This window comes from Anabaenopsis elenkinii CCIBt3563 (assembly GCF_015245355.1).
Lineage (GTDB): Bacteria > Cyanobacteriota > Cyanobacteriia > Cyanobacteriales > Nostocaceae > Anabaenopsis > Anabaenopsis elenkinii.
On record NZ_CP063311.1, the window covers coordinates 2,440,107 to 2,452,676 of the forward strand.

The 12,570-nt window shown below is 41.8% G+C and carries 16 protein-coding genes; 5 read left to right on the forward strand and 11 right to left on the reverse strand.

Annotated elements, in window-relative coordinates:
* Window positions 1–61: 61 nt before the first annotated feature.
* Window positions 62–565 carry a zinc ribbon domain-containing protein gene (locus IM676_RS10720; protein WP_225880329.1) on the reverse strand — a complete coding sequence of 168 codons (504 nt, stop codon included), beginning with the start codon at window positions 563–565 and terminating at the stop codon, window positions 62–64.
* A gap of 468 nt (window positions 566–1,033) precedes the next feature.
* On the opposite strand from IM676_RS10720, the gene IM676_RS10725 reads away from it, so the two are divergent.
* The 5 genes from IM676_RS10725 to rfbA all read left to right on the forward strand — a co-directional run bounded on the left by IM676_RS10725 (window position 1,034) and on the right by rfbA (window position 6,338).
* The gene (locus IM676_RS10725; RefSeq protein ID WP_200986908.1) at window positions 1,034–1,180 is read left to right on the forward strand and encodes a hypothetical protein; all 147 of its coding nucleotides are present in this window, start codon (window positions 1,034–1,036) and stop codon (window positions 1,178–1,180) included.
* Window positions 1,181–1,234: 54 nt separating this feature from the next.
* A complete protein-coding gene (gene ccmS, locus IM676_RS10730) occupies window positions 1,235–1,669 on the forward strand; it encodes a beta-carboxysome assembly chaperone CcmS (protein ID WP_200986909.1) in 435 nt (144 codons plus the stop codon).
* 485 nt (window positions 1,670–2,154) lie between these two features.
* Window positions 2,155–3,723 carry a DEAD/DEAH box helicase family protein gene (locus tag IM676_RS10735; RefSeq protein ID WP_200986910.1) on the forward strand — a complete coding sequence of 523 codons (1,569 nt, stop codon included), beginning with the start codon at window positions 2,155–2,157 and terminating at the stop codon, window positions 3,721–3,723.
* Window positions 3,653–4,873, forward strand: coding sequence for a DUF790 family protein (locus IM676_RS10740; protein WP_200986911.1), 1,221 nt, complete (start codon window positions 3,653–3,655; stop codon window positions 4,871–4,873). Before IM676_RS10735 ends, IM676_RS10740 begins: the two co-directional genes overlap by 71 nt.
* Window positions 4,874–5,261: 388 nt before the next feature.
* Entirely contained in the window at window positions 5,262–6,338 is a 1,077-nt protein-coding gene (gene rfbA / locus IM676_RS10745; protein WP_449657987.1) for a glucose-1-phosphate thymidylyltransferase RfbA, read from the forward strand.
* Between the two features lie 159 nt (window positions 6,339–6,497).
* Here rfbA and rffA read toward each other — a convergent pair whose 3' ends face one another.
* From rffA to IM676_RS10795, 10 genes are all read right to left on the reverse strand, one after another.
* Window positions 6,498–7,625, reverse strand: coding sequence for a dTDP-4-amino-4,6-dideoxygalactose transaminase (gene rffA, locus IM676_RS10750; protein ID WP_200986912.1), 1,128 nt, complete (start codon window positions 7,623–7,625; stop codon window positions 6,498–6,500).
* A gap of 3 nt (window positions 7,626–7,628) precedes the next feature.
* Entirely contained in the window at window positions 7,629–7,811 is a 183-nt protein-coding gene (locus IM676_RS10755) for a hypothetical protein (RefSeq protein WP_200986913.1), read from the reverse strand.
* Between the two features lie 158 nt (window positions 7,812–7,969).
* On the reverse strand, window positions 7,970–8,494 hold the full coding sequence (locus IM676_RS10760) for a class I SAM-dependent methyltransferase (protein WP_200986914.1): 525 nt from the start codon (window positions 8,492–8,494) through the stop codon (window positions 7,970–7,972).
* A 109-nt stretch (window positions 8,495–8,603) separates the two neighbouring features.
* Complete coding sequence (locus tag IM676_RS10765) at window positions 8,604–9,164, reverse strand: class I SAM-dependent methyltransferase (RefSeq protein ID WP_200986915.1); 561 nt, start codon at window positions 9,162–9,164, stop codon at window positions 8,604–8,606.
* A 35-nt stretch (window positions 9,165–9,199) separates the two neighbouring features.
* Complete coding sequence (locus IM676_RS10770) at window positions 9,200–9,562, reverse strand: EamA family transporter (protein WP_200986916.1); 363 nt, start codon at window positions 9,560–9,562, stop codon at window positions 9,200–9,202.
* 34 nt (window positions 9,563–9,596) lie between these two features.
* Entirely contained in the window at window positions 9,597–10,478 is an 882-nt protein-coding gene (locus IM676_RS10775) for a formyltransferase family protein (RefSeq protein ID WP_200986917.1), read from the reverse strand.
* The gene (locus tag IM676_RS10780) at window positions 10,468–11,427 is read right to left on the reverse strand and encodes a glycosyltransferase family 2 protein (RefSeq protein ID WP_200986918.1); all 960 of its coding nucleotides are present in this window, start codon (window positions 11,425–11,427) and stop codon (window positions 10,468–10,470) included. The genes IM676_RS10775 and IM676_RS10780 overlap by 11 nt, the downstream gene beginning before the upstream one ends.
* Window positions 11,428–11,781: 354 nt before the next feature.
* The gene (locus tag IM676_RS10785; protein WP_200986919.1) at window positions 11,782–12,033 is read right to left on the reverse strand and encodes a hypothetical protein; all 252 of its coding nucleotides are present in this window, start codon (window positions 12,031–12,033) and stop codon (window positions 11,782–11,784) included.
* A gap of 5 nt (window positions 12,034–12,038) precedes the next feature.
* Entirely contained in the window at window positions 12,039–12,323 is a 285-nt protein-coding gene (locus IM676_RS10790; RefSeq protein WP_200986920.1) for a hypothetical protein, read from the reverse strand.
* Between the two features lie 5 nt (window positions 12,324–12,328).
* Window positions 12,329–12,570 (reverse strand): hypothetical protein (locus IM676_RS10795; RefSeq protein ID WP_200986921.1); only part of this gene is annotated, 242 nt, incomplete at its 5' end.

The following is a 12,570-nucleotide window of genomic DNA, read 5'->3' on the forward strand; positions in this document are numbered from 1 at the left end:
GCATCTTTAGGTAACTTATGTACTATGGTGACACGTGCAACTTTTAAGCTAATCAAAGCGATTAAACTAGATTAACTACGGCATCCGTCAATTCTGACTCCTCAGAAAGCACGATAGAATCATGCGTCACGGTGAAGGCAGTTGCTTGCAAAGCACGTAATAAAATATTACGTGCGCCATTCACATCACGATAGACCTGAATTCCGCAATGTGGGCATTTAAAAATTTTGTTTCCACCTAATTTATGGTGAATATGACCGCAGTTACCACATGTTTTTGATGTATATGATTCGTTGCAAAGAACGACTATTACACCTTTTCTTTGTGCAGCTTGTTTAAGATGTTGCTCAAATTTGTAATGGGAAAGAGTCAGCATTTGCCGTACAGACTTACTGTTGATTTTGCGTTTCTTCCCGCTACGTTTTTTCATCACCATTTGACTAGAATCAAAGGTTGGTAAGTAAATTACTTTGTATGCATTAACAAGCAAGTTAACAGCTTTATTATGCAAATCTTTAATTAAATTCTGAATTCTTTCTCTTACACGATTAGCAGCAATACGCATCTTTCTACGTTTACGGCATCTTGTTTTGGTAGAACGGCTGATGAGATTATCAAGGTGCTGACACAATCTTTTTCAGCCTCTGGGTATCTCGTGCGCAAGTGTTCAAGTTGTCGTTGCAAATAGTCTTGCTGGGAATGAGTCGATACTCGTCCATAGCAAATAGTTTTAATTGTCCTGGGTATTCCCCCGATTTTTTCGACTTGTTCGAGAATGAACCGCCTTTGACCTCCTGGTGTACGGATTGCTTTAAGCTTGCCTTCGTCTTCCCATCTCCTTTGGTGATCTGTATTTAGGCATCATTATAGGCATCAACTTGGCTGAATCCATACCTAATCATACATTAATTGCCATGGCAGTTGATCTGCTAGTTCAGCAGCAGAATTTTACCATTGGTTAGTTTGCTGTTCAAGATGTCTTTGGACAATTATTATTTGAATTTTAGAATCATTTTTAGGATATTGCCACCAGTTGCTCACAACCGTCAACCGTCAACCGTGGTCGGTGAGCGAAGTCGATAGCGATAGCGTGGCGTTAGCCATACCGTCAACCGTCAACCGTCAACAGTCAACATCTGAATGTTTGGCTGTGGTGGTGAGGTTTTTGCAGTTTTGGTGACAACCTGGTGTATGATAGGTTTCACGTACTAGGCGCACCAGGAGCAGAGAGTTTATGATGTTTGGTAGTGGTGGCGCGGTTTCCCATAATAGCAAGTGGCGTGTTGAGTTGGATAGGTTTGTTAGGGATAATCACCGCGATTTGGCGGCTGTTTTTTGGGGGTTGTGGTTACAAAATGGTAATCAGCAGGGTATCCTGGGTATTGATTTACAGCCTAGTCCCCATTTTGTTTATTGTCCTCAAGGGGCGATTGAAGTTTTAAATGAGAAGGTGGAAAATCGTCTCCAGGAAATTTTGGGAATTATTGACCATCATGATCCTGAGGTGGAAGTGTTGATGATTGCAATTGGTAAGGGTGAACTGAAGTTGATTCAGTTTGCGCCTGAACCTCCCCCCCCGGTTTGTTTTGCACAGGTGGGTAAGGATGTGAATGAGTTATTAGATTTGTTGGAAGGAAAGTTAAATGAGGTGGAGTTTTTATTAAGCTGAGTTAGCAGTGAGGTTTTATTGCTCTCCCTCTATGAGGATGTTTGGAAAGTATTAAACAGGTAATTTTTATATTAGGGAACAGGGAGCACCGGAGCAGGGAACAGGGAGCACCGGAGCACCGGAGCAGGGAATGGGGGACACACAAAAAACAATAAAATCCAGTCCCCTCCCCTGACAAGGACAAGACTTGGTGGACAAGGTGGACAAGGTGACAAGGGAGAAAAACAGTACAAAGTCTGTATTTTTAGTAAGAAAAATAGCCCCTTAAAAGACCATTGTCCGTATAAAATCTTCCTTGTCCACTTTCCTTCCTTGTCTTCCTAGTCTTGCCTTCACAGATCATATTAAAAACCTACCCTTGCAAGGAGAGGGTGGGGTGAAACAATAGTTGATACACTAATCATGACTTATCAAACATCCTCTCAGGGGCTTTCACGCTCCCGCCAAGTTCTGGTAACCTAGCTTGTAAATCAAGTTCATATGTAATGGCTCGCACACCCACCCTACAATTTAACCGAGGTACTTTAATTTTACATCCACCACCACGGGGTAAAGGGTGGATGGATTACGCCACATGGGATGATAGAGTCGAAAAGTTTCGGATTCCCGCGATTAATTATCGCCCTGTGGTGGAAGCACTCCAAGGGGAGGGGGTATATTTTATTGATGAAGCTAAGGAATTTTACCCGGTGGATTTAATCCCCAGTTTAGAAATGGAGCCTTACCCCCACCAAATTGAAGCCTTAACCGCTTGGAAATTGGGGGGTAGACAGGGGGTTGTAGTTCTCCCCACGGCGGCGGGAAAGACTTATTTAGCACAAATGGCGATGCAATCCACACCCCGCACCACCCTAATTGTAGTGCCGACTCTGGATTTAATGCATCAGTGGTATGCTCATTTAGTGGCGGCGTTTCCTGATGCTGAGGTGGGTTTGTTGGGGGGTGGTTCGGGCGATCGCACGGCGATTTTAGTGGCGACCTATGATAGTGCGGCAATTCATGCGGAAAGTTTAGGCAATAAATATGCTTTAATAATTTTTGATGAATGTCATCACTTACCCACAGACTTTGGGCGGGTAATAGCTGAGTATTCTATTGCTCCTTATCGGTTAGGACTCTCAGCTACACCGGAACGTACCGATGGGAAACACGCTGATTTAAATATACTCATTGGCCCAGAAGTCTATCGCAAACGCGCTGAGGATTTAGCGGGGGGTGCTTTAGCTCACCATGAAATTGTACATATTAAAGTGACCTTATCCCAGCAGGAGCGAGAACGATACAACCAGTTAATTCAAACCCGTAACGACTTTTTACGCCAGTCTAAAATTTCCCTGGGGAGTATTCAAGGTTGGCAAATGTTTGTGAAAATGAGTGGGCGATCGCCTGCAGGTCGTAGAGCCATGTTAGCACACCGGGAGGCGAAAAATATTGCTTTAGGTACTGATGGCAAGTTGCGAATTTTAGCCGACCTATTAGCCCAACACTTCCCGGAGCGGATTTTAATCTTTACAGCGGATAATACCACAGTATATAGAATTTCCCAACAGTTATTAATTCCCGCCATTACCCATCAAACTCCCGTCAAAGAGCGCCACGAAATTCTCACCAAGTTTCGAGAGGGTGAGTATAATACCTTGGTAGCTTCCCATGTCTTAAATGAGGGGGTTGATGTTCCCGCTGCTTCCGTAGCCATTATTTTATCCGGTACTGGTTCCACCAGGGAGTATATACAGCGTTTGGGTAGGGTGTTAAGAAAGGGGAATGTAGCTAATAAACAGGCGATTTTATATGAAGTAGTAGCCGAAGATACCAGCGAAGAGGGAACCTCCGCCAGACGCAGGGGAGTGGAGAACTACAACCAAAGCAGGGAAAAACACCCGGAAAACAAGGGTAATTTACGGGTAATTTATGGCGGTGGTCAAAGTAGAGTCCCCAAAGCAGCAGAACAGTTAGACATTAAATATTCAACAGAGCAGGGAAATGTTACCGACGGATTTACTGAGTCATCGCCAGAACGGAGAGGAAATCATTCCCAAGAGATTGAAGATTGATCGCCATAGTTTGGAGTTAGCGCAGGAGTTAATTAAGTGTTTTGAGGAAGCGCGGGGTAAGTCTGTAGGGTTCCTAGAAAGTCAACTGTTAGACCTAGAGGGAGACGGGACAGATTACCGAGTCAAGCGGGGGTTAGGTTATATTCTCAAAAGCAGTTTCTGTACCTTTGAGGTAGTCAGTCCCCTAGAACCACCCATGTTAAGAGAGCGGGTATTTAGTTTAGCCTCCCAGTCAGTTTGTAGTAGAGAATCAACCCAAATTATTTTAACCAGAATTGCCGATGAACTGAGTCAGCAACTGCAAAGAGAAGTTTTATGGGAGCAAGTCCGAGATGGGTTATATGCTGATTTGAATGAAAATAAGATTTTAACGAATTTTGATGCACCCACAGCCGTAGAATTATTAAATAGATATAACTTGTCTCAAGTCCAGGGAATCTTTTATAAAGCCAGTCAGTTAACTTTAAATGCTCATCGCAATGTACCGGGGCAATATAAACTATTATTTCGTTATTTAAAATTGTTTCAACTGATGGCGTATATTGAGGGGGATGCAGACCACGGATTTACAATTACCGTTGACGGTCCGACCAGTTTATTTAGACCGAGTACAAGATATGGACTGGCGATCGCCAAATTAATTCCCGCCTTACTTCATGTGACTAAATGGAGTCTTTGCGCCACCTTACAGACCAGGGATATTAACACCCAAGAATGGAAAACCCGACGTTTTACCCTGAACTCTGAATGTGGGTTAGTCTCCCACTATTCCCCCGGTAAACCTTACGATAGTATGATCGAGTCATCCTTTGCCGAGAAATGGGATGTACTCAAAACCGATTGGGTATTAGAACGAGAAGTAGATTTAATTCCCATACCCGGTAGCGTCATGATTCCCGACTTTCGCCTAGTCCATCCTGATGGACGTGACTACTTACTAGAAATAGTTGGTTATTGGCGACCAGAATATTTACAAAAGAAATTTTATCAAGTGCGGCGTTCTGGATGTGAGAACTTAATTTTAGCCATTTCCGAAAGATTGAACCTAGAAAAAGCTGGAGTCAAATTAGATAACGTTCCGGCCAAAATAGTCTGGTTCAAAGATAAACTTTTACCCAAAGCCGTATTAACACTCATAGAGGATGTTTGATAAGTCATGATTAGTGTATCAACTATTGTTTCACCCCACCCTCTCCTTGCAAGGGTAGGTTTTTAATATGATCTGTGAAGGCAAGACTAGGAAGACAAGGAAGGAAAGTGGACAAGGAAGATTTTATACGGACAATGGTCTTTTAAGGGGCTATTTTTCTTACTAAAAATACAGACTTTGTACTGTTTTTCTCCCTTGTCACCTTGTCCACCTTGTCCACCAAGTCTTGTCCTTGTCAGGGGAGGGGACTGGATTTTATTGTTTTTTGTGTGTCCCCCATTCCCTGCTCCGGTGCTCCGGTGCTCCCTGTTCCCTGTTCCCTGTTCCCTNTAGCCAGGGAATGGAATTCCCTGTCTGAAAGCTGAAGTCGGTTAAAAACCGACTGGTTTTGGGGTGGGGTGGAGGTTGTTATAAAAGTGGCTTAATTACCTTTGTCAGCGATCGCCCCACGATTACCGCTATGCTACTGATGGGAGTAAAATTCGCCCACAACTTAGGTGGGAACCCCAAGAAACTTTTGCCACAGGTATCGGCAAAACCCTTGGGATGGGAAGTATCAAAGACAGCCATTGGTAATCAAGCAATGAAAGGGATTATTTTAGCAGGAGGGTCTGGTACTCGCCTCCACCCCGTCACCTTGGGGACATCCAAACAACTTCTACCGGTCTACGACAAACCCCTGGTTTACTATCCCCTATCGGTGCTGATGCTGGCTGATATTCGGGACATCCTGGTAATTACCACACCTCAAGACCAACAAAGCTTCCAGCGCCTCCTGGGAACTGGGGAGCAGTGGGGGTTAAATCTCACCTATGCTGTGCAAACCCGACCGGAAGGATTACCCCAAGCCTTCTTAATTGGTGAGTCCTTTATTGGTGAAGATACTGTTTGTTTAGTCCTGGGAGACAACATTTTTTATGGTCAGAGCTTCACGCCTCAGTTACAGCGTGCGGTTACTGCTACACAGACTCACGGCGGGGCGACAGTGTTTGGTTATGCTGTTAAAGACCCCCAACGCTTTGGAATAGTGGAATTTGACCACCAGGGACAGGTGTTATCTATTACCGAAAAGCCCCAGCAGCCCCGGTCTAACTATGCTGTCACTGGGCTATACTTCTATGACCATCACGTTATTGACATTGCCAAGCAGATTCAACCCTCCCCCCGGGGTGAGCTAGAAATTACCGATATCCATCAAGCCTATTTGCAAACAGGTAATTTACGGGTGGAGTTACTCGGTCGCGGCTTTGCTTGGCTGGATGCGGGTACCCATGAGAGCTTATTAGAGGCTTCCCAGTTTGTGCAAACCATCGAAAATCGTCAGGGATTAAAAATTGCCTGTCCCGAAGAAATTGCCTACCAAAAGGGGTGGATTACCCCAGAGCAACTAGGAGCGATCGCAGATAAATACGCCAAAAATAGTTATGGTGAATATTTGTGGAAGTTATTAGGACAAGTTCCTTGAATCTTCTTCCTAGTCGGTTTTCAACCGACTTAAGCTTTTAGACAGGGAATTTATTCCCTGGCTCCCGTGTGGATAACTATAAATTATGTCTCCCGTGTGGATAACTATAAATTATGGCTCCCGTGTGGATAACTATAAATCATGGCTCCCGTGTAGATATTAAAAACTCTTAACAGCCTCGACAATCATTTCTATCTGTGAACTTGTTAACTCTGGAAACATGGGTAAGCGTAATAAACAATCAGACAGAAGGTTAGTATGATCCATCTTCCCGTTCACCCGTCCATAATGCTTACCACCAGGAGAGCTATGTAAAGGTACATAGTGAAACACCGCATTAATACCTTGTGATTTCAAGTAGCTAATTAGCTGGGTACGGGTTTGTAAATCCTCTAGCAGGATATAGTACATATGTCCATTGTGCTGACACTCAGGGGGAATGATAGGACGGCGTAATTTACCAGCTTTTTCTAAAGGTTCTAGCAGTTGATGATAATCATCCCATACTTTGAGGCGGTTGGTAATAATTTGTTGTGCTTCTTCAAGTTGTGCATAGAGGAAAGCAGCAATTAATTCTCCTGGTAAGTAACTAGAGCCTTTCTCTATCCAGGTATACTTATCTACCTGTCCCCGGAAAAATTGACTGCGGTTAGTGCCTTTTTCCCGAATGATTTCCGCTGATTCTGTAAATTGGGTATTGTTGATAATTAAAGCACCGCCTTCACCGGCGATAATATTTTTAGTTTCATGGAAACTAAAGCAAGCCAAGTCACCAAAACTACCAAGGGGTTTTCCTTTATAGGATGACATCAGTCCCTGGGCTGCATCTTCAATTAACAATAGTTGATGTTTGCTGGCAATGTGTTGCAAGGTATCCATTTCACAACCGACCCCAGCATAATGGACGGGGACAATGGCGCGGGTGCGGTGTGTAATAGCTGTTTCTACTAGGGTTTCATCTAAATTGAGGGTGTCGGGGCGGATATCTACAAATACGGGAATAGCTCCCCTGAGAACAAAGGCGTTGGCGGTGGAAACGAAGGTATAACTGGGCATAATTACCTCGTCTCCCGGTTCCAAGTCGGCTAAAATAGCAGACATTTCTAGGGCTGCGGTGCAGGAGTGAGTCAGGAGGGCTTTATGGGAGTGGGTATGGTTTTCTAGCCATTGATGGCATTTTTTGGTATAATTACCATCCCCGGCCAGTTGTCCTGCGTGGTGAGCTTGGCTGATATACCATAGCTCTTTACCGGTCATGTAGGGTTTGTTAAAAGGTATTTTATTCATGGGTTATTGTTTGTAGGCAATTACTAATAAAGAGCCGCCCCAGGGAAAGGAAAAACCTAGTTTAATCAACCACCGTTCTACATCTAAAATTTTCTCTAAGAGGTAATTTAAGGTACCACTAATTTTTAACTCACTAGTGGGGTCATAATTCGTTGATGAGCGCTGATTGAGTCGAGAAAGTAGCATTAAGGGTAAGAGAAGAGAAACAAAAGAGGTAACTTTTACTACTTTAAATCCTGTTTGCTGTAACTTGGTGATTAAATCTTGTTTGATATAGCGCCGGACGTGGTGAGCGTAGGTATCAGCTTGACTCCATAACCAGGGATGTTGGGGAACGGTCAGTATTATACCCCCCCAACAGGAATAGCTTGATACATTTGCTTAAGTACATCTTCATCTTGTTCTATGTGTTCCAGAACGTCAAAAGCTCCAATAATATCAAATTCCTCCGCAAAGGGGATATTACGGGCATCCATTTGAAATAGAGTGGTTTTACACAGGCGGTCTGTGGCAAATTGTAAGCCGGTAGTAAATATTTCACTACCGCAGGTGATGAGGTGGGGGAGGTGTTTTTCAATTCCCTGAAGGACAAACCCAGTTCCGCAGCCAATTTCTAGGAAGGTTTGAGCGTGGGGGAAGTAATGTTTAATGGCGTAAATGATTAAGCGGTTGCGGGCGCGAAACCAGAAGTTTTTGGCTTCTAGTTTTGCTAGTCTGGGGAAGGCACAGGCCTCAAATCCTTCGCTGGCTTCTGCGAGTTGCGGTGCAAAGCTCTGGTGTCCATCTAATATTGGGGGTGTGTAACCACAGGCGGGACAATCCCAGTTAGGTTGGTTAAAATGATGGTGACATTGAGGGCAGATTTTCATCGAAAATTATTGTTTATTAAAAATAATATATGATTTTTCCGTTTAACCTAGTTTTATACATTCTATAATGATATGAGTATAGGGTATCCGTAATAAGTCATGACGGATGTTACAGGATGTATGTGGGGGGAAATAAATTATACCCTATATTTAAGTAACCTTTTTCATCCCTTACATTTCGCCTTCGGTCTTTAGATATAATCCATCTGGCAATGGGGGATTGATTCTCTGTGTAGCAATTCTCAACAGCTACTAATCGGCCTCCGGGTTTCAAGGCGGTGTGAGCTAATTGAAACAGTTTTTCTGCTTCTATATCTTCAAGATGATGTAATACTCCAAACACCACAACAATATCAAAATATTCCCTATATGTGAGGTTGTCAGATGTGACTAGTTCACAGATAAAGGTTCCCTGATTGCCATAACGCTTTTTGGCATCACTAATATACTTTTCACTGGCATCAAATCCTATATACTCCACTTGGGGTAAGTAGGATAATATATCAGCAGGTCCACAACCAATATCTAGTATGCGATCGCCGATACTGGGTTTGAGATAATTTTTAATCAGAATATTACAGGCTCTATTCTGACCTAGGATTTTTTGAAATAAGCTATAAAAGAAAGGGATTGAAAGGATTGATCGAATTCCTTGGGTAATTTGAGGCATATTAATTTTTTATGATTCTTTTGAGAAATGGATTTCTACCCTTTACTGCCAATAATAATACCTAAAATAATTAATCCCAACCCCAGGGATTTGGGAATAGTCACGGGTTCTTTAAAGAAGATGGCGCTGAGAAACAGGACTAAGACAAAGGCTAAACTCATGAATGGGTAAGCATAGCTGAGGTCAAATTTAGTCATGGCGGCCATCCAGCTAATTGCTGCTAGGAATGCACCAGCAAAGCCACTAATTACCCAGGGGTTGAGTAGTAGTTTGATGATGTATTGCAGTTTGGCTATGTTGTCTGGGGGAAATGCTCCCGCCAGTTGCACTTGCCATTTAATTACAATTTGTCCGTAAACTGTGAACAGGATGGTTAGGAGGATGTAAAGATGATTCATTGTTTTTTGATTAAATATTATAAAATATCTTAGTTTATAAAAATCTTATTCTAAAATTTTTAACAGGACTTAAAGATGTTTTTGTTTGATCATCTATCATTTCTATAATTTTCAACAATCCTTCTCCGCAAACAACTATTGGATGATCATTTTCCACAAAAATCACCTTTCCTGGTGTACGATTTTCAATTACAACATCTTTTACTATTTCAGCTTCTAAAATTCTAACTAAATTACCATTTAGTATAGTTGATGCACCTTTATAAGGATAACTTACAGCATCAATAAACCTTTTTAATTCAATAGATGAATGGTTCCAATTAATTCGATAATCCTCATCATCTCTCCATAAACTATAAGTGGCTTTTTTCTCATCTTGAGGAATAACTATAAAATGATCATCATTAATAATTTTTTCCATTACATAAAGACAAGTTTCTTGATAGTTTTTAAGTATTTTAGTAATAGCTGCTTGGATTTTTATGGGATACTCTATTTGAGTTACAGATTGCGTTATAATATCTCCTTTATCATATTCTGATGTAGCTAATAAAGCTGTAACACCTATTTTTTGCTCACTGTTAATTAAGGCAGAAACTAAAGGGTTAAAACCCCTATAACGCGGAAGTAAAGAATCATGAAAAACAATTAAAACCTTATCATCTGTATTTATCATCCATCTCCAAGATATTGCTAACGCATACTTGGTATTTATAGAAATAAACTCTTTCTTATCTATAAACTTAGTAGAATGATATTCGCATAAAGACTTTATTTCTGAATAAAAATCTTTTTGTATTTGTGTATCACGAGAACCTATGACTATTTCTACATTATTTTTATAATTAGGTAATATTGATTTTAAAACTGTATGACCTTTTTCTGTCATAGCAAAAACTGTGACTTTATTGTTCATTTACATTAGCACCATAACTAAATTTAAAATTATTAGTTGACTTCTTCAGTAAATACAAAGGTCTTCTTTTTGTCTGATCAAAAGTTTTCCCTAAATAAATACCTAGTATTCCCAGAATAGAAATAATAATCCCACCTAGAAAATACAAAGACACAATCAGGCTACTCCAACCAGTTACAGGAGAACCATAAAAAAGAACCCTAACAGCAATATAAATACCATAGATAAATGACAAAGTGGAAATCAGAAAACCTAACTTAATAGACAGGCGTAGAGGCTTGTCTGAATAGGCGATAATTGTTTCACTAGCTAGTTTCCAGAGTTTGGCGAAAGTATAAGTGCTTTTGCCCTCAAAACGCTGGTCATGGGTAATGTTAATACTAGCGGTGGGAAATCCCATCCAATCTACCAAACCACCAAAAAATCTCAGTTGTTCCCGCATCACACAAAAATTCTCGACAACTTGACGAGAGATAATGCGGAAGTTACCTACTTGTCCATCATATTGCAAATCTGTCAAGTAATTGAAGATTTGATAAAATAACCATGAAGTAAGTCGCTTCAGCGGGGGATCTTTACGTTTACCTCTGCGAGCTAAGACAACATCATAACCCTGTTGAGCTTTGGCATACAGTCGGGGAATTTCTTCTGGTCTGTCTTGCAAATCACAATCCATAACAACTACCCAGTCAGCGTCACAATGATCTAACCCTGCTGTGATGCCATAATGTTGGCCAAAGTTACGACTGAATTGAATTCCTTTTACCCGTGGGTCAGTCTTACTTAACTCCACAATAATATCCCAAGAGCGATCGCCCCCACAATCCTCAACTAAAATGATTTCAAAATCCTGTGTAATCTCAGACAAAGAAACCTTGAGCCTGTCATAGAGAACATCAAGGCTTTTTTCTGCTTTATATACAGGGATGACAACAGATATATGAGACATTTGATGATGGTTGGAGTAAATGCAATTCTAGACTTGAGCTATTCCCCAGATAATTTAGTTCTGGTCGAACCCATTACAAGAGTATAGTTGAATTTGTTGCTGGGTAATATTCAACACCTGATTAAACCCTAATTTAGTGGACTTGGTGCAGATATCTTCCTTAGAAAGTGGACGATTCCAATCTAGGTTCGGACTTTGACATAGATGCTTATTTACCTGCGTATCATATAATTCTATGTTAGTAATGTATAATTAATGCAGTTGTATAAGAAATTCTCATAGGTCAGCCAAGAAATTATCAGGAAGAAATTCGGTGTAAAATTTGCTGAAATACCATCGCAGCCCAATCTACATCTAATTGAGCAAATAGGCGATCGCCCTAGGATTACGGTTATGGTAGGGATTGAAAATCGCCTGTCCTGAAGTAGCCAGGGAATGGAATTCCCTGTCTGAAAGCTCAAGTCGGTTAAAAACCGACTGGTTTTGCGGTGGGGTGGAGGTTGTTATATTTGTGAGCGATCGCCCCAGGATTACCGCTATGGTAGGGATTGAAAATTGCCTGTCCTGAAGTAGCCAGGGAATGGAATTCCCTGTCTGAAAGCTCAAGTCGGTTAAAAACCGACTGGTTTTGCGGTGGGGTGGAGGTTGTTATATTTGTGAGCGATCGCCCCAGGATTACCGCTATGGTAGGGATTGAAAATTGCCTGTCCTGAAGTAGCCAGGGAATGGAATTCCCTGTCTGAAAGCTCAAGTCGGTTAAAAACCGACTGGTTTTGCGGTGGGGTGGAGGTTGTTATATTTGTGAGCGATCGCCCCAGGATTACCGCTATGGTAGGGATTGAAAATTGCCTGTCCTGAAGTAGCCAGGGAATGGAATTCCCTGTCTGAAAGCTCAAGTCGGTTAAAAACCGACTGGTTTTGCGGTGGGGTGGAGGTTGTTATATTTGTGAGCGATCGCCCCAGGATTACCGCTATGGTAGGGATTGAAAATTGCCTGTCCTGAAGTAGCCAGGGAATGGAATTCCCTGTCTGAAAGCTCAAGTCGGTTAAAAACCGACTGGTTTTGCGGTGGGGTGGAGGTTGTTATATTTGTGAGCGATCGCCCCAGGATTACCGCTATGGTAGGGATTGAAAATTGCCTGT